A 21143-nucleotide genomic window follows, 5' to 3' on the forward strand; every position below is an offset into this window, starting at 1 on the left:
AGATTGTCTCGTACGCGCCCGGGCGGTCGCGCGCCGAGACTCCCCTCGGTCCTCTAACGCACGATCCGGTCACCATCGCGCACAGGGGGTGTGACGGCGCAGCCGGGGACGGTACCGTCGTCCTGCGCCGTGCCTGCCCCGCAGGCGGCGCGTCCGCGCCCGCCCGCCCCCTCCGGACGGGTCGCGCCGCCACCGCGACGGGAGTCTCGAAGATGGAGCCGACGGCCAGCCCCGAGGACGGCCGGCAGTCCCGTGACTTCGCCCGCTTCTGGCCACCCACGGGGCCCGCACCGGCCCGCGACAGCCCGCTCACCCGACCTACGCCGGCCCGCGAGACCGACGAAGACGAGATCGGCGGCACCAGGCCGCGGCTCGGCGGCGGCGAGCCGGGGGCCGGGCGCGGCAACCCCGGTGGCGACAGGCCCGGGGGCTACAAGCCCGGGGGTGACAAGCCCGGGGGTGACAAGCCCGGGGGCGGCGAGCCGGGAGCCGGGGACGGCGTGCCAGGAGCCGGGGACGGCGTGCCAGGAGCCGGGGACGGCGTGCCAGGAGCCGGGGGCGGCGTGCCGGGCCCGGGGAGCGCCGGGCCGCGGCCGAGCGGCATCAGCAACGGATCGCGCTGGAACGATCAGGGAGGCTTCCACCCCGTGGAGACGAACGGGCACCGCAACGGACAGACCGGACCGCGACACGGCGGCCGGTCGCAGACCAACGGCACGCCGCTGAACGGGCAGTCGCCGGCGATCAACGGCGCGCTGCCGATGTCGCGCTCGCCGTTCGCGCCTCCGCCGGAGACCCCGCCGCTGTACGCACCGTCGCCGTTCGCGGCGGCCGGGAACCCGTTGCTGCCGGACCTGCCGGCCGACCCGGACGGCGACATCGCCGCCCGCCGCCCGGTGAGCGGGCCGCCCGCCGCCGGATCGGCCCCGGTCCCGCCGCTCACCGGCGCCCCGGGCCCGGCCGCCGCGGACGAGGACCGGTACGCCACCGACGACGCGGTGCAGGACCCGCGCGAGGCCGGGCGCGAGGCCCAGGCGCCGCGGCGCGAGTCGCGGGACGCCGGCAGCGGCGCGCACGACGCCTGGGCGCTGCCGTCGCACGGCGACGCCGCCGTGCCCGGCCCGCTGAGCGCCGCCGACGGGATCCCGGCTCTCGGCCCGTTCCCGGGCGCCTTCATCCCGTCCGGCGGTGATCCGCTGGCCGCTGCGCCCGCGGCGGAGCAGGCGGGTCAGTGGATCCGCCCCGAAACCGGCGCGGGTACCGCCGGCCAGGGGGCCGTTCCGGAGCCGGCCGAGCGCCACGCCGCCGACCAGGAGCAGGCGGCCAGGCGCCGGGCCGCCACGCCGGGCACGACGGCGGGCGCCCGCGCGGCCGGGGGCGACGACGCGACGGCGGGCCGTCCGGGGAGCCGGCGGGCCGCCGGCGAAGGCCCGGCCGGGCGGCGGGCAGCGGAGGACGGCGGGCCGCTGCGCCCCGGCGACCTGGACCACCGCCCGATCGCGTTCTGGGACGAGGCGGCCAGCGACCGCTTCCGCAGCGAGTGGCACGAGGTCAAGGCGCTGTTCGTCGACGACCCGGCGGCCGCCCTCGCCCGGGCGCACGACCTGCTCACCGAGGCCGCGCACGAGCTGACCGAGTCGATGCTGCGGCAGCGCGACGAGCTCGACCCGATGCGGGGCACCGCGATGCCGGACACGGAGAGCATGCGCATGGCGATGCGCGGCTACCGGGAGTTCCTCGACCGCATCCTGGCCCTCTAGGCCCGTCCGGGCAGACCCTCAGGCCGCGGTCCCGCTTCGTGCGGGACCGCGGCCTTTGTCATGCCCGCGTGCCACCTTGCCGGCGCGTCGTTGCCCCCGCCGCGAAATTCACCTACCGTTGAACTCAACACTTGATGAGTTCTTCGGAGGCAACCATGACCAGCGCCATCGAGGTCCGGGACCTCGTGGTCGAGCGCGGCGGGCGGCGGGTCCTGCACGGGATCTCCTGCACCGTGCCGGCCGGGAGCGTCACCGGGCTGCTGGGGCCCAGCGGCAGCGGCAAGACGACGCTCATCCGGGCGGTCGTCGGGGTGCAGATCGTCCGCTCGGGCACCGTCACCGTGCTGGGTCAGCCGGCCGGCACGGCGGCCCTGCGCCGCAGCGTCGGCTACGTGACGCAGGCTCCCAGCGTCTACGCCGATCTGTCCGTACGGGAGAACGCCCGGTATTTCGCCTCGCTCCACGGCCTGTCCGCCGCCGACGCCGAGCGGGCCCTCGCCGACGTCGGCCTGAGCGGCGCCGCCGGGCAGCTGGTCGGGAACCTCTCCGGCGGGCAGCGCAGCCGCGCCTCGCTCGCCTGCGCGATGATCGGCAAGCCGCGCCTGCTGGTGCTGGACGAGCCGACCGTCGGGCAGGACCCGGTGCTGCGCGCCGACCTGTGGGCGAAGTTCCACGCCCTCGCCGCCGAGGGCACGACGCTGCTCGTGTCGAGTCACGTCATGGACGAGGCGGGGCGCTGCGACCGGCTGCTGCTGATCCGCGAGGGCCGGCTGATCGGCGACGACTCGCCCGCGGCCATCCGCGCCGCGGCCGGCACCGAGGACCTCGAGGAGGCGTTCCTGCGCCTCATCCGCGACCGCGAGGAGGTCGACGCCCGATGAACGTCCGGATCACGCTGAGCACGGCCGCCCGGATCCTGCGCCAGCTGCGCCACGACCGGCGTACGGTCGCGCTGCTGGTCGTCGTCCCGGCGGCACTGCTGACCCTGCTGTTCTACATGTACGACGCCGGGCCCACGTTCGACCGGATCGCGCTGGTCATGCTCGGCATCTTCCCCTTCGTGATCATGTTCCTGGTGACCAGCATCGCCATGCTGCGCGAGCGCACCACCGGCACCCTCGAGCGGCTGCTGACCACCCCGCTCGGCAAGCTCGACCTGCTCTTCGGCTACGGGCTCGCGTTCGGCCTGGCCGCCACGGTGCAGGCGGCGGTGGCGGTCGGGGCGGCGTACCGGCTGCTCGGGCTCGACACCGTCGGCAGCCCCGGGCTCGTGGTGCTCATCGCCGTGGTCAACGCGGTGCTCGGGGTGGCGCTGGGGCTGTTCTGCAGCGCCTTCGCCCGCACCGAGTTCCAGGCCGTACAGTTCCTACCGGTGGTGGTCGTGCCGCAGCTGCTGCTCTGCGGGCTGTTCGTGCCGCGGGGCCAGATGGCGGGCTGGTTGCAGGCCACCAGCGACGCCTTCCCCCTGTCCTACGCGGTGGACGCCCTGATGCAGGTCGGCCGGCACGCCGACCCCACCGCGACGATGTGGCGCGACCTGGCGATCGTGACGGGGGCCGCGATCGTGGCCCTGGTGCTGGCGGCCGCGACGCTGCGGCGCCGCACCGGCTGAGACGGACGGGAGAGACCTTCTTTGGTACGGCGCAGCGGGCGGCGTCCGGGCAACCAGGACACCAAGCAGTCCATCCTGGAGGCCGCCCGCACGGTCTTCGCCGAGCGCGGCTTCGACAAGGCCTCGATCCGGGCCATCGCCGGTGAGGCCGGGGTCGATCCCGCACTGGTGCACCACTACTTCGGCACCAAGGAGAAACTCTTCCTGGCGAGCATGAACTCGCCGGTCGACCCCGCCGAGCTCGTGCCGAAGGCGCTCGCCGGGCCTCGCGAGGAGGCCGGCGCGCGCCTGGTCGCGCTGGTCCTGAGCGTGTGGGACTCCCCCGCCGGCTCGGCCGCGGTGGCGCTCATGCGCTCGGCGATGAGCAACGAGTGGACCGCCCGGCTGATGCGCGAGTTCGTGGTCACGCAGGTGCTGCGCCGGGCGGTGGCCGAGCTGAGCATCGACGCGCGGGAGGCACCGATGCGCGCGGCCCTGGTCGCCACGCAGATAGCCGGGCTGGCCGTGGTCCGCTACGTGCTCAAGGTGGAGCCGGTCGCCTCGGCCGACCCGCAGACGCTGGTGGCCGCGGTCGGCCCGAGCGTGCAGCGCTATCTGACCGACGAGTTGCCCGGAGTGTGCTGAGCGCACCGGCGGCAGAGCACCGGGTGCAGCAGATGGGCGAGGTCGTGGCGGTCGGCCACCGGGCGCGGGAACGACAGCCGGGCCAGCCGGGTACCGAGGCGGACCAGGAAGCCGTAGCGGTCGAGACGGACCACGCGGGGCTCGTCGCCGGGCTCGGCGGCCGGGCCGAGCTGGCGGCGCACGTAGCCGGCCATCTCCTCGACGTGGTGGTCGGCGAGGTCGGTGATCAAATCGAACTCGATGGCACGCAGCGGGTCCGGCCCGGCCTCGGCGAACTCGTCCGGGTCGACCTCGACCAGGACGCCGTGCCGCTCGTAGCGCACCTCGGCGACGTCCATCCGGTGGATGACCTGGGTGGTGCCGACGTCGAGCAGGTCGGAGGCCGGGTCGCTGTCGGCGTAGTCGAGCGCGGCCCGGCGGGCCTCGTCGCCGGTGAGCAGGGTGGCCCACCCGGAGACCCACACCCGGCCCAGGGAGGGCGCGCCGGCCACCGGCGGCACGTCGGGGATGTCCAGGACCAGGGCCGTGTCGTCGGCGCCGGGCGCCGGGCCGAGCGCGGCGGTGACCGCGCCGTCGCGCGGCGAGAGCAGCAGCACCCGGCCGTGCGCGTCGGTCACGTGGCGCACCGGAAGCGGTCCCGGACGGCAGGCGATGTGTGCGGTGGCGGGCAGGTGGCCGGCCGCGAGTGTCCGCGCGAGCTCGGCATGGGTGGGCTGCATGTCAGGAACCTCCGGGCCTCGGTTAGGCTAACCTTAGTAAGGCGAGGCTAACCGTAGCATCCCGTACCGAAGGAAAGATCGCCCGTGAACAACTCCCGACCCAAGGCCCGGCTGTCGCGGGCACTCGGCATCCCGCTGACGCGCAAGTGCGTGAAGTACTTCGAGCGGCGCCCGTTCCCGCCGGGCGTGCACGGCCGCGGCCGGCGCAAGCAGTCCGACTACCAGGTACGACTCCTGGAGAAGCAGCGGCTGCGGCACCAGTACAACATCAGCGAGGCGCAGATGCGCAGGGCGTACGACGACGCGCACCGTAAGGAGGGCAAGACCGGCGAGAACATGGTCGCCCTGCTGGAGAGCCGCCTCGACGCGACCGTGCAGCGCGCCGGCCTGGCCCGCACCATCTACCAGGCCCGCCAGCTCGTCGCCCACGGCCACTTCACGGTGGACGGCAAGAAGGTCGACCGCCCGTCCTACCGGCTCAAGCCCGGCCAGGTGGTCGAGGTCCGCGAGAGCAGCCGGCAGAAGCCGCCGTTCCAGATAGCGGCGACCGGCGTGCACCTCGACGGGCCGACCGCGCCGTACCTGTCGACGGTGATCGAGGAGCTGCGCACCACGGTGCTGCGCAAGCCGGAGCGTGCCGAGGTGCCGGTGGTCTGCGACGAACAGCTCGTCGTCGAGTTCTACGCCCGCTGAGGCGCCCGTCCCGCACACCGGGCCCCGGCACGCGACGACGGTGCCGGGGCCTCAGTGCGTCTGCTCGAGCCAGCTCGCGTACAGCTTGGCGTAGATCGACTCCGGGTCCCGGAGCAGCTCGGCGTGCGGGCCCCGCTGCACCACCCGGCCGGCGTCGACCACGATCACCTCGTCGGCGGACTCGGCGGTGGACAGCCGGTGCGCGATCGCCACTGTCGTCCGGCCCCGGGTGACCGCGTCCAGGGCGTGCTGCAGCCGTACCTCGGTGGCCGGGTCGACGGCGCTGGTGGCCTCGTCGAGCACCAGCAGGTCGGGGTCGGCGACGTACGCCCGTACCAGCGCCACGAGCTGCCGCTCCCCCACGCTCAGCGCCTCGCCGCGCTCGCCGACCGGGGTGTCGAGCCCGCGCGGCAGCCCGGCCAGCCAGTCCGCGAGTCCCAGCTCCCCGAACGCCGCCGTCAGCTCGCCGTCGGTGAGGGCGGGCCGGGCGAAGCGGATGTTCTCCGCCACGGTCGCGTCGAAGAGGAAGCCGTCCTGCGGGACCATCACCACCCGCGAGCGCAGCGAGTCGAACCGTACGGCGGTCAGCGGCGTCCCGCTCAGCAGCACCTCGCCGCCGGCCGGGTCCATCAGGCGGGTGAGCAGCTTCGCGAAGGTCGTCTTGCCGCTGCCGGTCTCGCCGACCACCGCGACTTTGGTCCGTGCCGCAATCTCCAGGTCCACCCCGGAGAGCACGACCGGACCCCCGGGGTAGCGGTACGAGACGTCGCGGAACCGTACGGACAGCGGCCCGGCCGGCAGGGACACACCGCCGGCGCCCGGGTCGGCGACGTCCGGGCGGACGTCCAGCACGTCCAGCACCCGGCGCCAGCCGGCCACCGCGTTCTGGGCCTCGTTGAGCACCTCGGTGGCGATCTGCACCGGCTGGATGAACAGGGTCACGAGGAACAGGAAGGCGGTGAGCTCGCCGATGCTGAGCCCGCCGTCCACCCCGAGCAGCACCCCCACCACCACGGTCGCCGCCAGCGCGGCACCGGCCGCGATCTCGCCGGTCGAGAAGCTGATCACGCTGGTCCGCAGGGCGCGCTGCTGCGCGACGCGCAGCTCCTCGACGGCCGTGTCGAGGCGCCTGCCGGTACGCCCGGCGACACCGTACGCGCGGATCACCGTGGCACCGACGACGCTCTCGGCGATCACGCCGAGCATGACCCCGGTGCGTTCCCGCACGACCCGGTAGGCCCCGGCGAGGCGCCGCTGGAACAGCCGGATCACCACGACCGCCGGCACGAACGCGGCGAAGACCACCAGCGTCAGCTGCCACGAGTACACGACCATGACGACCGTGGTGACCACCACCTGGCCGCTGGTCAGCAGCAACATGACGCCGCCGGTCTGCAGGAACTGGGTGATCTGGTCGACGTCGCCGGTGACCCGGGAGACCAGCGAGCCGCGCCGCTCCGACTGCTGGTGCAGCATGGACAGGTCGTGGATGTGCCGGAACGTGCGGGAGCGCAGCCCGGCCAGGGCGGTCTCGCTGACCGTGAACAGCCGGCGGGTCATCGCGTACCCGCAGGTGGTCGAGACCGCGAGCACCGCGAGGGTGAGCAGGACGATCAGGCCGACCGTGCCCAGGTCCGGGCCGCCGCTCGCGCGGATGCCGCGGTCGATGCCCTGCTGGATCGCGATGGGCACGGCGACCCGGCCGGCCATGGACACGAACGCCAGCACCAGGGTGCCGGCGAGCCCGGGCCGCAGCTCGGGCGAGAGCGCGATGCCGCGCCGTACGGTCGCGAGCATGCCCTCCTCTGCGACGGCCGCGGTCATGGCTGCACCACCTCGGAAGCGTGGGTCTTCTCGTACGCGGTGACGAGCGCGCGGTAGCCCGGCTCCGTCTCCATCAGCCGGGTGTGGGTTCCGGTCGCGACGACCTTGCCGTCCTCCAGGTAGACCACCTCGTCGGCGAGTGCGATCGTGGCCCTCCGGTAGGCGACCACCAGGATCGAGGCACCGGCGTCGGCCCCGCGCAGCGACGCCAGGATCGCCGCCTCGACCCGCGGGTCGACCGCGCTGGTGGCGTCGTCCAGCACGAGCAGGCGCGGCCGCCCGGCCAGGGCCCGGGCCAGGGTGAGCCGCTGCCGCTGGCCGCCCGAGAGCGAGGTGCCGCGCTCGCCGACCGCGGTCTCCAGCGCCTGCGGCAGCTTGGCCACGAAGCCGTCGGCCGCGGCCAGCCGCAGGGCCGCCCACGCCGCGTCCTCGTCGATTCCCTCGCGGTCCAGCGTCACGTTGCCGCGGACGGTGTCGTCGAAGACGAACGGCACCTGCGACACGAGCGCGGTGGCCGCCGCCAGGGCCCGTTCGCTGAGCTCGGGAAGCGGCGTGCCGTCCAGCCGTACCGTGCCGCTGTCCGGGTCGACCAGGCGTACGGCCAGCGACGCGATGGTCGACTTGCCGGAGCCGGTCGCGCCGACCAGGGCGACCGTCCTGCCGGCCGGGACGGTGAAGGAGACGTCGTGCAGGACCTCGGCGTCCTCGCCGTACGCGAAGTGGACCTGGTCGAAGGTGAGCGCCGCCGGGCCGTGACCGACCGGCTCGACCGGCCCGTACGCGAGGTCGCCGTCGGCGGCGAGCACGGCCTGGACCCGCTCCCAGCCGGCGACGCTGCGCGGCAGCTCGGCGACCACCCAGCCGATCGCGCGGACCGGGAAGGCCAGGACGGTGAACAGGAACGCGACGCTGACCAGCTCGGCGACGCCGAGTGCGCCGGTCTGCAGCCGCCAGGCGCCGAGCAGCAGCACGGCCAGGGTGCCCACGCTGGGCAGGCTGTCCATGAGCGGGTCGAAGAGGCCGCGCAGCCGGCCGACGGAGACGAGCGCGTCGCGCAGCTCGGTCACCTGCTCGCGGAAGCGCCGGTCCTCGTCGGCTTCGCGGCCCATGGTCTTGACCACCAGGGCGCCGTCGAAACTCTCGTGCGCGACCGCGCTCACCTTCGCCCGCAGCCGCTGGGCGCGGATCTGCCGCGGCGACATGCGGCGGGAGTAGACCAGGTTGAGGCCGAACAGCGCCGGGAAGAGGGCCACGCCGACCAGCGCGAGCACCCAGTCGGTGAGGAACAGCGAGACCATCGCGCCGAGGATCATGACGATCGTCCCGACCGCGAACGGCAGCGGGGCGATCGGGACGAAAGCCGCCTCCACGTCGGAGTTGGCGTTGGACAACAGCGTGCCGGTGGCGTGCCGCTGGTGCCAGGCGGGCGGCAGCGAAAGATAGCGCCGGGTGACCGCCCGGCGGTAGCGCGCCTGCAGCCGGAACTGCATGAAGCCCGCGCCGAGCCGGCGGCCGAAGATCGCGGCCACGCGCAGGACGGCGATGCCGAGGAACACCGCCGCGATCGTCGCCAGCGCGGCCGCACCGGCGCGGCGCTCGGTGAAGGCGGGCACGACCACGTGACCGATGACGGCGCCCACCACGTAGGCGTTGGCGATGACGAGCAGCCCGAAGAGGCTGCTGCCGGCGGTGCCGACCGCGAAGAGACGGGGCTCGGTGCGGATCGCGCGGCCGAGGACCCGAAGGCCGCGGCCGAGCACGTCGCGGCTGGCCTTCGTGGTCAAGTTCCCCCGCCTCTGGTAAGTCCCCGCCGCCCTGTCCGGCCTTACCATTCCATCCTGCCGAACCGCCGGTCCGTTGCCACGGGATTTCCATTGTGTCCGCCGTTACACCGGGGCGCAGCCCGCGGCGGCCGCCGGGCGGATCGCGGGGGACCTGCCTACCATCGCTTCCATGAGTGACTATGCGCGTACGGAACGGGCGCTGCTCGCCGGCCTGCTGCGCGAGGTGGGCCCGGACGCCCCGACCCTGTGCGCCGGCTGGACCACCCGGGACCTCGCCGCCCACCTGGTCGTCCGCGAGCGCCGCCCGGACGCGATGGTGGGCGCCCTCGTCCCGCCCCTGGCCGGGCACACCGAGCACGTCCGGCAAGCCGCCGCCGCCCGGCAGTACGCCGACGTGGTCCACGACGTCCGCAACCCGCCCTGGTGGAGCCCGGTCAGCAACCCCCTGACCGACGAGCTCGCCAACGCCCTCGAGTTCTTCATCCATCACGAGGACGTCCGCCGGGCCCGCCCGGGCTGGGAGCCGCGAACGCTGGACCGCGGCCAGCAGGACGCGATCTGGCGGGCGGTGCGGTTCACCGCGCGGCTCACCCTGCGCCGCCTGCGCCGGCCGGTCCGCGTGCAGGCGCCCGGCTTCGGCGAGTTCCAGGTGGGCGACGGCACGCCGGTGACCGTCCTGACCGGCGCCCCGGGCGAGCTCGCGCTCTTCCTCGCCGGGCGGCAGCAGGTCGCGCGGGTCGAGGTGACCGGCGACGAGAGCATCCGCACGGCGCGGTTGAGCATGTGAGCCGGCCCCGCTGACCGGCGAAATCGGCTCGGAGGCGGGGCCGGTCGACCCCTAGGTTGGGCGCATGATCTCCACCGGCACCCTGTCCCGGGCCCAGGGCACCGCGCTCTGCGTCGGCGCCGTCCTCGGCACCGGCGTGATCTCCATGCCGGCGCTGGCCGCCCGGGTGGCCGGACCCGCCTCGCTGCTCGCCTGGCTCGCCCTCATCCTGCTGTCGGCGCCGCTGGCCTGGACCTTCGCCGCGCTCGGGGCGCGCCATCCGGACGGCGGCGGGGTCTCCACGTACGTCCGGCTCGCCTTCGGCCCGCGCGCCGCCGCCGCGGTGGGCTGGTGCTTCTACTTCGCCGTGCCGCTCGGCGCCCCGGCGGCGGCCGCCTTCGCGGGCGGATACGTCGCCGACGTCACCGGCGGCGGCCGCACCGCGATCGTGGCGACGTTCCTGGGCGTGCTGACCGTCGTCGCCACGATGAACTGGTTCGGGCTGCAGATCTCCGGCCGGGTGCAGCTCTACCTCGCCGGCGCCCTCGCCATGCTGCTGGTGGTCGCCGTCGTGGCGGCCCTGCCGCACGCCCGCCTGGCCAACCTCACGCCGTTCGCCCCGCACGGCTGGGCCGGGGTCGGCGCAGCCGCGGCCATCCTGGTGTGGGGCTTCGCGGGCTGGGAGGCCGTCTCGTCGCTGTCCGGCGAATACCGCGACCCGCGCCGGGACGTGCCCCGGGCCACCGCCGCGGCCGTCCTCGTCGTGGGCGTGCTCTACCTCGCGGTGGCCGCCGCCAGCGTCCTCGTGCTCGGCCCGGCCGTCGGCGACAGCCCGGCTCCCCTGGCCGACCTGCTCGCGGCGGGCATCGGCGGGCCGGTCCGCGCGGTCACCGCGGTCGTCGCGGTGCTGCTGACCGTCGGCGCGGTGAACGCCTACCTCGCCGGGGCGTCGCGGCTCGGGGTCGCCCTGGCCCGCGACGGCGCGCTGCCCGCCGGGCCGGTCGGCACCCCGCGCCGGTCGCTGGCCGTGGTGACCGCCGGGAGCCTGGTGGCGATGCTGCTGCCGATCGGCCTGCACACCACCATGCTCCTGGTCACCGGGTGCTTCACGCTGGTGTACGTGCTGGGCACCGCCGCCGCGCTGAAGCTGCTCCCGCGGGGCTGGTCGCGCCGCGGCGCCGCTCTCGCCTTCGCGGCGACCCTGGGCCTGCTGGTGCTCAACGGCCCGCCCGCCCTGCTCAGCCTGGTCGTCGCCGGAGGCGCGGTCGCCTACGCCTCCCGGCCCGGCGCCGGCCCGATCGCGCCGGAGCCGGCCACGGACCCGGTGGAGTCGCTGCCGTAGGCGCCCCGGCCCGGCGGACGAAGGCGGCGCTGGAGAGCGGCGCCGCCTTCGGAAAGCACGATCAGTCGTCGGAACCGCGACCCCGGTCGTCGTCGCTGTCGTCGCCGCCGTCGTCGTCGCCGCGGCCCCGGTCGTCACTGCCGCTGTCGTCGCCACCCCGGCCGCCGCGGTCGTCGCCCGCGCCGTCGTCGCTGCCCCGGCCGCGGCGGTCGTCGCCCGGGCCGTCGTCGCTGCCCCGGCCGCGGCCCCGGTCGTCCGCCCCGGTGTCGTCGCTGCCCCGGCCGCGGCCCCGGTCGTCGCCGGTGCGGTCGTCGGTGCGGTGGCGCAGCACCGCGCCGGTCGCCCGGTCGACGTGGATGTCGTGCTCCACGCCGCCCACGATCACGTCGACGTCCCACACCGCGCGCCCGTGCTCGGTCTCGGTCTCGACGCTGTCGACGCGGCCGCCCCCGGCCGCCCGGATCGCGATCGCCTTCGCCGCGTCGAGGCTGATCGCCCCCGCGGCGGCCGGGCCGGCGCCCGAGGTGGCCGAGGCCGACGGCGACGGCGAGTCGTCGGACGAGTCGTCGCCGGACGTCGGCGAGGGCGAGACGACGTCGCCGTTGGGCAGCATCCGCACCGCGCCGGACGAGTCGTCGGCGCCGTCGGCCGCGAGCGCCACGCCGCCGAGGGTGAGCGCGGCGACGGTACCCGCGGCCAGGGCGGAAGCCGTACGAAGCCTGATCATGAGAACCTCCGTGGTCGGTGAAGCTGACCTGGACAAGGTGCCTCGGCGCGGGCTATGGCGGCGCTGTGTGATCCCTAAGGCCGGGTTAAGGCCGGCCCGGCGACCTCGACGGTCACCCGGGCGCCGCCGCCGGGGGCCGCGCCGGCGCGCAGCGTGCCGCCACCCGCCTCCGCCGCCCGGCGGGCGATGTCCAGCCCGAGGCCGGTCGAGCCGCTGCCGGACGCGCCGCGGCGCAGGGCGTCCGGCGGGAAGCCGGGGCCGTCGTCGGCCACCGTGAGCACCGCGCCGCCGCCGGGCCGGGGCGCCAGCGTCACCTCGAGCGCCGTGCCGTCGGGGGTGTGCGCGAAGACGTTGCCGAGCAGGGCGTCGAGGGCCGCCGCCAGCTCGTCGGCGGGGATCGCCACCGGGAGCGGGCCGCTCGGCAGCTCGCGGCGTACCGGACGGTCGGTGTCCTCGGCGAGCACGGTCCAGAAGGCGACCCGGTCGGCGACGACCGCCGCCGCGTCGCAGGCGCGCCGCTCGCCGCCGCGGCGGCGGGCCTGCTGGATCACCGCGGTGACCGCCCGGGCCACGCCGTCCGCGGCCGCGGCCACCCGGGCCGCCTCCTGCGGGTCGCGCAGCGACTCGGCCTCCAGCCGCAGCGCGGTGAGCGGGGTCCGCAGCCGGTGGGACAGGTCCGCCACGTGCTCGCGTTCCTCCCGCAGCAGGTCCTGGATCCGCCCGGCGAGGTGGTTGAGCGCCGCCGCCACCTCGCGCACCTCGGGCGGGCCGGCGGGCGCGGCCCGCGCGGACAGCTCCGCCCGGGCCAGGCGGTGCGAGACCGCGGAGAGATCGGCGATCGGGGCGACGAGGGTACGCGCCAGCCGGTCCGCGACCACCAGCCCGAGCACGACCAGCGCCGCGCCCAGCGCGGCGAGCGCCAGCCAGGACCGGGTGACGCCCCGGGTCAGCTCCGCGGCGGGCACCACGGTACGGATCACGTACGTGTCGCCGCCGCTGACGACCGGCACGACGAGCTCGCGGTCCGCGCCGGTCGCGACGGTGAACGACTCGCGCCGCGCGGCGGCCAGCTCGACGGCCGGCGTACGCCCGGCCGGCTGCCCGATCACCTCCCCGGCCGGGGTGAAGACGGTGACCGGCACCGGCTGACCCTCGACGGCGAGAGCGAGCTCCCCGGTGCCGATCAGCGGGACGATGGTCTGCAGCACCCCCTGGGCCCGGCTGATCGCCCGGTCCTCGGCGACCTGCCGGACCAGCAGCGCCAGCGGCACCAGGAAGGCGATCAGCACCAGGCAGGTGGTGGCCGCGACGAGCAGGGCCAGCCGGCGTCTCATGCCGGCTCGCTCAGGCGTACGCCCACCCCGCGCACCGTGTGCAGGTAGCGCGGCTCCTGCGCCGTCTCACCCAGCTTGCGCCGCAGCCAGGACAGGTGCACGTCGACCGTCTTGTCGGCGCCGCCGTACGGGACCTGCCACACCTCGCTGAGCAGCTCCCGCTTGGTGACGACCTGCCCGGCCCGCGCCGCGAGGTGGTGCAGCAGGTCGAACTCGCGCGGGGTGAGGTCGAGGCTCGCGCCGTCGAGGGTCGCGGTCCGCGCGCCCGCGTCGATCCGCAGGCCCCCGACGGTCAGCGCCGCCGACGCCGCCTCGGGCCCGGCACCGCGGCGCAGCACCGCCCGCACCCGCGCGTCGAGCTGCGCGGCGGTGAACGGCTTGACGATGTAGTCGTCCGCGCCCGCGTCCAGCACCTGGACGATCTCGGTCTCGTCGTCGCGGGCGGTCGCCACGATCACCGGGACCCGGCTGACCGCGCGCAGCATCCGCAGCAGCTCCCGCCCGTCGAGGTCGGGCAGGCCCAGGTCGAGCACGACCAGCTCGGGACGCTCGTCCAGGGCGGTCCGCAGCCCGTCCATCGCGGTGTGCGAGGCGGCGACGGCATGGCCGCGCTCGCGCAGGGCGCGCAGCAGGGTCGTCCGGATCGCCGAGTCGTCCTCGATCAGCAGCAGGTGGGCCACGCAGGGAACCTATCCCGGCGTACGGCGCCGCAGGCGCACCTTAACCTCGCTTTATCGTTCCCGCGGGCCCGCCTTAGCCTCCGGGCGGGCATAGTCGAGCGGGTGAACCGTCGCACGTTGCTCGTGACCCTGGGCTGGGCCGGCGCGGCCGTCCTCGCGGTGCTGGCCGGCATCGCCGGGATCGGCGTGCTCGGCGCCGGCCTGACGTCGGCCGGCACCAGCCCGCGCACCGAGGCCCAGGTGGCCCGCGAACTGGCGGAGCTGGCGCCGTCCGCGGTGTCCGGCCCGCCGGCCGGGCAGTCGCCCACCCGGCCCGGTTCGCCGTCCGCGCGGCCCCAGCCGTCGTCCGCGCGGCCGTCCTCCGCGCGGCCCGGGACGCCGCGGCCGAGCCGGCCGGCCACCGGCACCAGCCGTACCCTGCCGACCCGCGGTGGCACGGTCGTCGCCCGCTGCGTCTCCGGCGCGCCCGAGATCGTCTCCATGTCGCCGGCGCCGGGCTTCGCCCTGCACGAGCAGGAAGGTGACGAGGGCGAGTTCCGCAGCACCTCCGACAATCACGACCGGGTCCGGTTCACGGTCGTCTGCTCGCTCGGCCGTCCCGCCGTGGAAACCCGCTGAAATCTTTACGTCGCCGAGTTTTACCGGCAGCCGTTGAGCCGTTTCGCGTCCGAGATGCGTACTGACCGGCGGATAGGATTGATCAGGGGGCCCGAGACACTCTGGTGTTCTCACCTACCGAAGCTCTACTCTCCGGTAACACGGCTGTAACCCCCTTAGACGCAAAAGGCGGCGCCTTATGGTTCTCGAGGTTCCCTACCGCTCGATCCCCGACATGTTTTTGCAGCGTGTACGAGCAACCCCGAACGGCCGGGCGTTCGCCGCTCCCACCGCCGACGACACCGGCATGACCTGGCTGACCTGGGCCCAGGTGGGCGAGCGGGCCAAGGCGATCGCGGCCGGCCTGGTGGGGCTGGGGATCGGCCTGGAGGACCGCGTCGCGATCCTGTCGAACACCCGCCTGGAGTGGGCGCTGGTCGACCTCGGCATCAACTGCTCCGGCGGGGCCACCACCACCGTCTACCCGACGACGGAACCCGAGGACGCCGCCTACATCGTCGCGGACTCCGGCTCGAAGGTCCTCGTCGCGGAGAACCCCCAGCAGGCCCTCAAGATCGCCGGTGCCACCACCGCGGTGACCCATGTCGTGCTGATCGACGGCGTCGCGGACGCCTCCGCCCAGCCGCCCCAGCTGACCCTTGCCGAGCTCGAGGAGCGCGGCCGTGCGGCGCTCGCCGAGACCCCCGACCTCATCGAGCGGATCACCGAGACCGTCGGCCCGGACAACCTCGCCACGCTGATCTACACCTCGGGCACCACCGGCCGGCCCAAGGGCGTGCAGCTGCTGCACGGCGGCTGGACCTGGGAGGGCGTCGCCCAGGCGGGGCTCGGCCTGTTCGAATCGAGCGACCTGCAGTATCTCTGGCTGCCGCTGTCGCACTCGTTCGGCAAGACGCTGCTCTGCGGGATACTGCACGTGGGCGTGCCGACGTACATCGACGGCCGGGTCGACAAGCTCGTCGACATGCTCGCCGTGGTCAAGCCGACGCTGATGTGCGCGGCGCCGCGCATCTTCGAGAAGGTCTACAACAAGACCGTCACCACCGCCATGAGCGCGGGCGGCCTCAAGGCCAAGATCTTCACCTGGGCGGTCGCCACCGGCAAGCGCAAGGTCGCCCTGGAGCTGGCCGGCAAGCCGCTCCCGGGCCTGCTCAAGCTGCAGTACGCGCTCGCCGAGAAGCTGGTCTTCAGCAAGCTCCAGCAGCGCCTGGGCGGCCGGCTGCGCGTGCTGGTCTCCGGGTCGGCGCCGCTGAGCCGCGACATCGCCGAGTTCTTCGCCGCGGCCAACCTGCCCATCTCGGAGGGCTACGGCCTCACCGAGAGCAGCGCCGCCAACTTCGTCAACCGCCGCGACGAGCTCCGGCTCGGCTCGGTGGGCCGTCCCCTCGGCGACCTCGAGGTCCGCATCGACACCGACGGCGAGATCCTGCTGCGCGGCAAGCCGGTCATGCGCGGGTACCACAACCTGCCCCAGGAGACCGCGGAGGCGTTCACCGAGGACGGCTTCTTCCGCACCGGCGACATCGGCGAGCTCGACGCGGACGGCTTCCTGCGGATCACCGACCGCAAGAAGGACCTGGTGAAGACCTCCGGCGGCAAGTACATCGCGCCGTCGGCGATCGAGGGCATGTTCAAGGCGGTCTGCCCGTACACCTCGCAGGCGGTCGTGGTCGGCCAGGCCCGCAACTTCGTGACGATGCTGATCAGCCTCGACGAGGACGCGATCGCCTCGTGGGCGGCGGGCGGTCCCCTCGAGGGCAAGCCGTACGCCGAGATCGTCGCCGCGCCGGAGACCGAGAAGATGATCGCCGACTTCGTCCAGGAGCTCAACGGCAAGCTCAACCGCTGGGAGACGGTCAAGAAGTTCGCCATCCTCCCCCGCGACCTGAGCATCGAGCACGGCGAGATCACTCCGTCGATGAAGATCAAGCGCCGCAGCGTCGAGTCCAACTTCGCCGAGCAGATCGACAAGATGTACGCGGGCACGCTCGCCCAGATCTGACCCGACCGGGATGGGGGCGGAGATCCTCCGCCCCCATCGGCTCGTTCCCGGCCCCGCTGTCCTAAGCGATCACCGCGGGGGTGCGCCAGGCCGGGCGGGCCGCCCGGTCCAGGTCGTGGCGCACGGAGGCGATGCGCCGGATCGCCTCGGTCAGGTCGTCCGCCGCCAGGGTGAACGGGAGCCGGACGAAGCGTTCCAGCGTGCCGTCCAGGCCGAAGCGCGGCCCGGGCGCGAGCCGGACGCCGACGTCCTCCGCCGCGCGGGACAGCGCGCTGGAGATCGGCCCGTCGAGCTCGGCCCACAGGGTCACCCCGCCGCCCGGGACGAAGCAGCGCCACTCCGGCAGGTGCTCGCGGAGTGCCCCGATGAGCGCGTCGCGCCGGAACGCGAGCTGCTTGCGGCGCGCCGCGACGATCGTCTCGGACTGGGCGAGCAGATGCACGGCGACGAGCTGTTCCAGCACCGGGCTGGCCATGTCGACCCCGACCCGCAGCGCCGCCAGCCGCTGCACCAGCGGCGCGGACGCGCGTACCCAGCCGATCCGCAGGCCGCCCCAGTAGGCCTTGCTCATCCCCCCGATCGACACGACGCGGGAGTGCCGGTCGTAGACGGCCACCGGCGGCGGCATCTCGGCGCCGTCGAGCGGGAGATCCACGAAGGACTCGTCGACGACCAGCTCGGTCCCGGTCGCGTGGGCCGCGGCCACGAGACGCTCGCGCAGGGCGGCCGGCATCAGGTGGCCGGTCGGGTTCTGGAACTCCGGGATCACGTACGCCAGCCGCGGCCGGGTCTGCCGCAGCGCCGCGAGCAGCAGCTCGCCGTCCCAGCCGGTCGTCGCGTCGAGGCCGTGCGTGCTGATCCGGGCGCGGCGGGCGGCGAGGGCGGCCAGCGCGTTGGGGTAGGTCGGCGACTCCACCAGCACCGGTGCCCCGGCCGGCACGGACAGCCGCAGCACCAGGTCCAGCGCCTGCTGGGTGCCGCTGGTGACGAGGATCTGCTCCGCGCTGGTGGCCACGCCCCGGGCGGTGTAGGCGGCGGCGACGGCCTCCCGCAGCTCCCGCAGCCCGCTCGGGTGGTAACCGGCGCTGCCGAGGAAGCGGGGCAGGTCGTCGGCGGCGGCGCGGGCGGCGGGCACCAGCTCGACCGGCGCGGCGGAGGCCGCCACGCCCAGGTCGATCATGTCCATGTCGTCGTCCGGTGTCCACAGGCCGGAGCTGGCGACCCGGTGGCCGTTCGGCAGGGTGGTCCAGCTCCCGGCGCCGCGCCGGCTGGTGAGGTGGCCCGTCTCGCGCAGGTTCCGGTACGCGGCCGTGACCGTCGTCCGGCTCACGCCCAGCGCCTCGGCGAGCTCGCGCTCGGCGGGCAGCCGCACGCCCAGCGGCAGCCGCCCGTCGGCGAGCAGCCCGCGCACCGCGGCGGCGAGCGCCGCATAGTCCGGGCTGCGGTGGCGCCCGGGAAGCGAGTGCCACTGGCCGAGGAGGCGGGCCAATTGGCCTCCGCGCACCGACGTCGTCATAGCCACCCCCGGGAAATTGGCTCTATCAGCCGCCGCAATTGGCCTTCAGAGTGGCACTCATGACGATCCCAAGCAACTCCGCCACCGCCGGGCGCCGCCTGCCGCGCCGCGTCGGCCAGCTCTTCGCGGGCCTGGTCCTGTACGGCGTGAGCATGGCGTTCATGGTCGAGTCCCGCCTCGGGCTCACCTCCTGGGACGTCTTCCACCAGGGTGTGTCGAAGGTCACTGGGCTGAGCATCGGCTGGGTGGTGATCCTGGCGGGCGTCCCGATCCTGCTGCTCTGGATCCCGCTGCGGCAGAAGCCGGGCTTCGGCACGATCGCCAACCTGGTCGTGATCGGTGTCGTGGTGGACGTCGCCCTGGTCGTGCTCGCTCCCGGCGAATCGATGACGATGCGCGTCACGTACCTGATCGGCGGCATCCTGCTGAACGGCGTGGCGACCGGCATGTACCTCGGCGCCCGTTTCGGCCCGGGACCCCGCGACGGCCTGATGACCGGAATCGTCCACCGCTTTCCGCGCCTGTCCCTGCGCCTGGTCCGGACCGCCATCGAGGTGATGGTGCTCGCGACCGGATTCCTGCTCGGCGGCACGGCCGGGGTCGGCACGGTCGCGTATGCACTTGTGATCGGCCCGCTGGTGCAGGCCTTCCTGCCGGTCTTCACCGTCGCACCACCCGCGGCGGAGGGGCCCGCGGCGGCCTCCTCGGTGGACGCGGGCCCCCGAGAGGGCGAATTGTCCGGGCGTTGCGGCACGGCTCGGTGAACATCTGCCACACCTGCGCTTTCCGGTTGGACGACCAGGCGGCATCATTGCGGCATGGGGGCTGGCGGGTGGCATTGGAACGACGCATGGATCTTCGTATCAGCGGTCATCGCCGAGCGTCTGGAGCGCGACCGGGCGATGCATGCCGCGCTCCCGACGACCGGCGCCACCCTGGCCGACCTCCTGGCCGCCGCGGACTTCCTGCACCACAGCGTGCCTAGCCGGGAGGATCTTCAGGAGTCGGTCCGCCGCCTGGCCGGCGCGGGGCTGCTGACCATCGACGACGACCTGGTGGCGGTCGCGCCGGCCGGTGAGCAGCTCTGGCGCACCCGCCCCTTCAGCGGCCTCTCGTCGGCGGTGCTGACCCTGCAGACCCAGCTCAACCGGGCGGTGACGCCCGGCGACGCGGAGTGGCACCTCGACGAGAGCACCTACCACGCCGCGGTCCGGGAATACTCCCTGCGCCTGGCCGACGGCCGCTGACCGGTCGGTCAGCGGACCGGGTGGCCCGCTGCCCGGAGGCTGTCCTTGACGTCGCCGATCGTGAGCTCTCCGAAGTGGAAGACGCTCGCCGCGAGCACCGCGTCCGCACCCGCCGCCACGGCCGGCGGGAAGTGTGCCACCGCCCCCGCACCGCCGCTGGCGATCACCGGGATGCCGGCCACCGCCCGCACCGCCGCGATGAGCTCGAGGTCGAAGCCGGCCTTGGTGCCGTCGGCGTCCATGGAGTTGAGCAGGATCTCCCCGGCGCCCAGCTCGGCCACCCGCCGCGCCCACTGCACCGCGTCCAGGCCGGCGCTGCGCCGCCCGCCGTGCGTGGTGACCTCCCAGCCCGAGGAGCCCGGGGACGAGCCGGCCACGCGCCGGACGTCCAGGGAGAGCACGAGGACCTGGTTGCCGAAGCGACCGGCGATCTCGGAGATCAGCTCCGGCCGGTGGATCGCCGCGGTGTTGACGCCGACCTTGTCCGCGCCCGCCCGCAGCAGCGTGTCCACGTCGTCGACCGAGCGGACGCCGCCGCCCACCGTCAGCGGGATGAACACCGACTCGGCCGTGCGCCGGACCACGTCGAGCATCGTCCCGCGGCCGTCGGACGACGCGGTCACGTCCAGGAAGGTCAGCTCGTCGGCCCCCGCCGCGTCGTACGCCGCCGCCAGCTCGACCGGGTCGCCCGCGTCGCGCAGGTCGAGGAAGTTGACGCCCTTGACCACGCGGCCGGCGTCCACGTCCAGACACGGGATCACCCGCACCGCGACCGTCATGCCCGCTCCTTCCCGCCCACGTACGCATCGATCTCGACCTCGACCAGGTGGTCCTCGTGCAGCAGGCCGGCGACCACGATCAACGCCGTCACCGGGCGTACGTCCCGGAACAACTCACCATGCACGGCGGTGACGGCGCCGGCGTACGACCGGTCGGTGACGTACATGCGGGTGCGGACGACGTCGCCCAGGGCCGCACCGGCGCCCGCGAGGGCGTCCAGGCCGATGCGGAACGCGATCCGCGCCTGCTCCCCCGGGTCGCCCACCGCGACCACCGCGCCGTCGACCGTGGCGGTACAGCCGGCGGTGACGAGAAGGTCTCCGGCGCGCACCACGCGGGAGTAGCCGTACCGTTCCTCCCAGGGCCCGCCCGAGGCGAATCGCTCGATCATGCCGACCGCAGCGTCTCGAGCGCCTCGGCCACGGTGAAGGCGCCGGCGTAGAGCGCCTTGCCGGCGATCACGCCCTCCACGCCGGCCGGCTCCAGGGTCGCCAGGGCGCGCAGGTCGTCCAGCGTGGACACGCCGCCGCTGGCGATCACCGGGGCCGGCGTCCGCGCGCACACCTCGCGCAGCAGCTCCAGGTTGGGTCCCTTCATGGTCCCGTCCTTGGTGATGTCGGTGACGACGTACCGCGCCGCGCCGGCCTTGTCGAGGCGGGCGAGCACCTCGTAGAGGTCGCCGCCGTCGCGGGTCCAGCCGCGGGCCGAGAGCGTACGGCCGCGCACGTCCAGGCCGATCGCCACGCGGTCGCCGTACTCGCCGCAGATCCGGTCGCACCAGTCCGGGTCCTCCAGGGCCGCGGTGCCGATGTTGACCCGTGCGGCGCCGGTGGCCAGCGCCGCACGCAGCGACTCGTCGTCGCGGATGCCGCCGGAAAGCTCCACCTTGACATCGAGGCGGCCGACCACCTCGGCGAGCAGGGCGGCGTTGGAGCCGCGGCCGAACGCGGCGTCGAGGTCGACCAGGTGCACCCACTCCGCGCCGTCGTGCTGCCAGGCCAGCGCCGCCTCCAGCGGGTCGCCGTAGGCGGTCTCGGAGCCGGCGGCGCCCTGGACGAGGCGCACCGCCTGGCCGTCGGCGACGTCGACGGCGGGCAGCAGGGTCAGGGTCACGG

The 21143-nt window shown here is 74.6% G+C and carries 21 protein-coding genes; 11 read left to right on the forward strand and 10 right to left on the reverse strand.

Annotated elements, in window-relative coordinates; genetic code table 11:
* Nucleotides 1-212 precede the first annotated feature (212 nt).
* The 4 genes from IEY99_RS10260 to IEY99_RS10275 all read left to right on the forward strand — a co-directional run bounded on the left by IEY99_RS10260 (nt 213) and on the right by IEY99_RS10275 (nt 3996).
* The gene (locus IEY99_RS10260; protein ID WP_229798430.1) at nt 213-1760 is read left to right on the forward strand and encodes a hypothetical protein; all 1548 of its coding nucleotides are present in this window, start codon (nt 213-215) and stop codon (nt 1758-1760) included.
* A gap of 155 nt (nt 1761-1915) precedes the next feature.
* A complete protein-coding gene (locus tag IEY99_RS10265; RefSeq protein WP_189201733.1) occupies nt 1916-2641 on the forward strand; it encodes an ABC transporter ATP-binding protein in 726 nt (241 codons plus the stop codon).
* On the forward strand, nt 2638-3372 hold the full coding sequence (locus IEY99_RS10270; protein ID WP_189201735.1) for an ABC transporter permease: 735 nt from the start codon (nt 2638-2640) through the stop codon (nt 3370-3372). Before IEY99_RS10265 ends, IEY99_RS10270 begins: the two co-directional genes overlap by 4 nt.
* 21 nt (nt 3373-3393) lie before the next feature.
* The gene (locus IEY99_RS10275) at nt 3394-3996 is read left to right on the forward strand and encodes a TetR/AcrR family transcriptional regulator (RefSeq protein WP_189201736.1); all 603 of its coding nucleotides are present in this window, start codon (nt 3394-3396) and stop codon (nt 3994-3996) included.
* Here the strand turns inward: IEY99_RS10275 and IEY99_RS10280 are convergent.
* Nucleotides 3963-4715 carry a DUF2470 domain-containing protein gene (locus IEY99_RS10280; RefSeq protein ID WP_189201738.1) on the reverse strand — a complete coding sequence of 251 codons (753 nt, stop codon included), beginning with the start codon at nt 4713-4715 and terminating at the stop codon, nt 3963-3965. The genes IEY99_RS10275 and IEY99_RS10280 overlap by 34 nt on opposite strands.
* Nucleotides 4716-4799: 84 nt before the next feature.
* Here IEY99_RS10280 and rpsD point away from each other — a divergent pair, with 84 nt between their 5' ends.
* A complete protein-coding gene (gene rpsD / locus IEY99_RS10285; RefSeq protein ID WP_189201740.1) occupies nt 4800-5408 on the forward strand; it encodes a 30S ribosomal protein S4 in 609 nt (202 codons plus the stop codon).
* 51 nt (nt 5409-5459) lie between these two features.
* On the opposite strand, the gene IEY99_RS10290 is transcribed toward rpsD, so the two are convergent.
* Together IEY99_RS10290 and IEY99_RS10295 are read right to left on the reverse strand one after the other, a co-directional pair.
* Nucleotides 5460-7232 (reverse strand): ABC transporter ATP-binding protein, encoded by a 1773-nt coding sequence (locus tag IEY99_RS10290; protein ID WP_189201742.1) that lies wholly within the window; start codon nt 7230-7232, stop codon nt 5460-5462.
* Nucleotides 7229-9016: an ABC transporter ATP-binding protein gene (locus IEY99_RS10295; protein ID WP_229798431.1), complete on the reverse strand. Its 1788-nt coding sequence runs from the start codon at nt 9014-9016 to the stop codon at nt 7229-7231. Before IEY99_RS10295 ends, IEY99_RS10290 begins: the two co-directional genes overlap by 4 nt.
* Nucleotides 9017-9185: 169 nt before the next feature.
* Between IEY99_RS10295 and IEY99_RS10300 the strand changes: the two genes are divergently transcribed.
* On the forward strand, nt 9186-9803 hold the full coding sequence (locus tag IEY99_RS10300; RefSeq protein ID WP_189201746.1) for a TIGR03085 family metal-binding protein: 618 nt from the start codon (nt 9186-9188) through the stop codon (nt 9801-9803).
* 64 nt (nt 9804-9867) lie between these two features.
* Nucleotides 9868-11124 (forward strand): APC family permease, encoded by a 1257-nt coding sequence (locus IEY99_RS10305; protein WP_189201748.1) that lies wholly within the window; start codon nt 9868-9870, stop codon nt 11122-11124.
* A gap of 61 nt (nt 11125-11185) precedes the next feature.
* Here the strand turns inward: IEY99_RS10305 and IEY99_RS10310 are convergent, their stop codons facing one another.
* The 3 genes from IEY99_RS10310 to IEY99_RS10320 form a co-directional block, all read right to left on the reverse strand.
* Complete coding sequence (locus IEY99_RS10310) at nt 11186-11851, reverse strand: PepSY domain-containing protein (protein WP_189201750.1); 666 nt, start codon at nt 11849-11851, stop codon at nt 11186-11188.
* Between the two features lie 74 nt (nt 11852-11925).
* The gene (locus IEY99_RS10315) at nt 11926-13185 is read right to left on the reverse strand and encodes a sensor histidine kinase (protein WP_189201752.1); all 1260 of its coding nucleotides are present in this window, start codon (nt 13183-13185) and stop codon (nt 11926-11928) included.
* A complete protein-coding gene (locus tag IEY99_RS10320; RefSeq protein ID WP_189201754.1) occupies nt 13182-13865 on the reverse strand; it encodes a response regulator transcription factor in 684 nt (227 codons plus the stop codon). The genes IEY99_RS10315 and IEY99_RS10320 overlap by 4 nt, the downstream gene beginning before the upstream one ends.
* A gap of 102 nt (nt 13866-13967) precedes the next feature.
* Here IEY99_RS10320 and IEY99_RS10325 point away from each other — a divergent pair, with 102 nt between their 5' ends.
* Both IEY99_RS10325 and IEY99_RS10330 read left to right on the forward strand, forming a co-directional pair.
* Nucleotides 13968-14483, forward strand: coding sequence for a hypothetical protein (locus IEY99_RS10325; RefSeq protein WP_229798432.1), 516 nt, complete (start codon nt 13968-13970; stop codon nt 14481-14483).
* Between the two features lie 178 nt (nt 14484-14661).
* A complete protein-coding gene (locus IEY99_RS10330; RefSeq protein ID WP_189201756.1) occupies nt 14662-16485 on the forward strand; it encodes an AMP-dependent synthetase/ligase in 1824 nt (607 codons plus the stop codon).
* A 61-nt stretch (nt 16486-16546) separates the two neighbouring features.
* On the opposite strand, the gene yczR is transcribed toward IEY99_RS10330, so the two are convergent.
* On the reverse strand, nt 16547-18001 hold the full coding sequence (gene yczR / locus IEY99_RS10335; RefSeq protein ID WP_189201758.1) for a MocR-like transcription factor YczR: 1455 nt from the start codon (nt 17999-18001) through the stop codon (nt 16547-16549).
* A gap of 59 nt (nt 18002-18060) precedes the next feature.
* On the opposite strand from yczR, the gene yczE reads away from it, so the two are divergent.
* Both yczE and IEY99_RS10345 read left to right on the forward strand, forming a co-directional pair.
* Nucleotides 18061-18765 carry a membrane protein YczE gene (gene yczE / locus IEY99_RS10340; protein ID WP_229798434.1) on the forward strand — a complete coding sequence of 235 codons (705 nt, stop codon included), beginning with the start codon at nt 18061-18063 and terminating at the stop codon, nt 18763-18765.
* A gap of 54 nt (nt 18766-18819) precedes the next feature.
* Nucleotides 18820-19248, forward strand: coding sequence for a hypothetical protein (locus IEY99_RS10345; protein ID WP_189201760.1), 429 nt, complete (start codon nt 18820-18822; stop codon nt 19246-19248).
* Nucleotides 19249-19256: 8 nt separating this feature from the next.
* Here the strand turns inward: IEY99_RS10345 and hisF are convergent, their stop codons facing one another.
* Genes hisF through priA form a run of 3 tightly spaced genes read right to left on the reverse strand, consistent with a single transcriptional unit; the run spans nt 19257 to nt 21141 of the window.
* The gene (gene hisF, locus IEY99_RS10350; protein ID WP_189201762.1) at nt 19257-20027 is read right to left on the reverse strand and encodes an imidazole glycerol phosphate synthase subunit HisF; all 771 of its coding nucleotides are present in this window, start codon (nt 20025-20027) and stop codon (nt 19257-19259) included.
* Nucleotides 20024-20419 carry a Rid family hydrolase gene (locus IEY99_RS10355; protein ID WP_189201764.1) on the reverse strand — a complete coding sequence of 132 codons (396 nt, stop codon included), beginning with the start codon at nt 20417-20419 and terminating at the stop codon, nt 20024-20026. Before IEY99_RS10355 ends, hisF begins: the two co-directional genes overlap by 4 nt.
* Nucleotides 20416-21141 carry a bifunctional 1-(5-phosphoribosyl)-5-((5-phosphoribosylamino)methylideneamino)imidazole-4-carboxamide isomerase/phosphoribosylanthranilate isomerase PriA gene (gene priA, locus IEY99_RS10360; protein WP_189201766.1) on the reverse strand — a complete coding sequence of 242 codons (726 nt, stop codon included), beginning with the start codon at nt 21139-21141 and terminating at the stop codon, nt 20416-20418. Before priA ends, IEY99_RS10355 begins: the two co-directional genes overlap by 4 nt.
* Nucleotides 21142-21143 lie beyond the last annotated feature (2 nt).

The organism is Couchioplanes azureus, assembly GCF_014648355.1.
Taxonomy (GTDB): Bacteria; Actinomycetota; Actinomycetes; order Mycobacteriales; family Micromonosporaceae; genus Actinoplanes; species Actinoplanes azureus.

Coding starts and splice junctions, on each gene's coding strand:
- IEY99_RS10345 (WP_189201760.1), top strand. CDS start 18,820: ATGGGGGCTGGCGGGTGGCATTGGAACGACGCATGGATCTTCGTATCA.
- IEY99_RS10260 (WP_229798430.1), top strand. CDS start 213: ATGGAGCCGACGGCCAGCCCCGAGGACGGCCGGCAGTCCCGTGACTTC.
- IEY99_RS10290 (WP_189201742.1), bottom strand. CDS start 7,232: ATGACCGCGGCCGTCGCAGAGGAGGGCATGCTCGCGACCGTACGGCGC.
- yczE (WP_229798434.1), top strand. CDS start 18,061: ATGACGATCCCAAGCAACTCCGCCACCGCCGGGCGCCGCCTGCCGCGC.
- IEY99_RS10315 (WP_189201752.1), bottom strand. CDS start 13,185: ATGAGACGCCGGCTGGCCCTGCTCGTCGCGGCCACCACCTGCCTGGTG.
- IEY99_RS10305 (WP_189201748.1), top strand. CDS start 9,868: ATGATCTCCACCGGCACCCTGTCCCGGGCCCAGGGCACCGCGCTCTGC.
- IEY99_RS10265 (WP_189201733.1), top strand. CDS start 1,916: ATGACCAGCGCCATCGAGGTCCGGGACCTCGTGGTCGAGCGCGGCGGG.
- IEY99_RS10330 (WP_189201756.1), top strand. CDS start 14,662: ATGGTTCTCGAGGTTCCCTACCGCTCGATCCCCGACATGTTTTTGCAG.
- hisF (WP_189201762.1), bottom strand. CDS start 20,027: ATGACGGTCGCGGTGCGGGTGATCCCGTGTCTGGACGTGGACGCCGGC.
- yczR (WP_189201758.1), bottom strand. CDS start 18,001: ATGACGACGTCGGTGCGCGGAGGCCAATTGGCCCGCCTCCTCGGCCAG.
- IEY99_RS10300 (WP_189201746.1), top strand. CDS start 9,186: ATGAGTGACTATGCGCGTACGGAACGGGCGCTGCTCGCCGGCCTGCTG.
- IEY99_RS10280 (WP_189201738.1), bottom strand. CDS start 4,715: ATGCAGCCCACCCATGCCGAGCTCGCGCGGACACTCGCGGCCGGCCAC.
- IEY99_RS10310 (WP_189201750.1), bottom strand. CDS start 11,851: ATGATCAGGCTTCGTACGGCTTCCGCCCTGGCCGCGGGTACCGTCGCC.
- IEY99_RS10270 (WP_189201735.1), top strand. CDS start 2,638: ATGAACGTCCGGATCACGCTGAGCACGGCCGCCCGGATCCTGCGCCAG.
- IEY99_RS10355 (WP_189201764.1), bottom strand. CDS start 20,419: ATGATCGAGCGATTCGCCTCGGGCGGGCCCTGGGAGGAACGGTACGGC.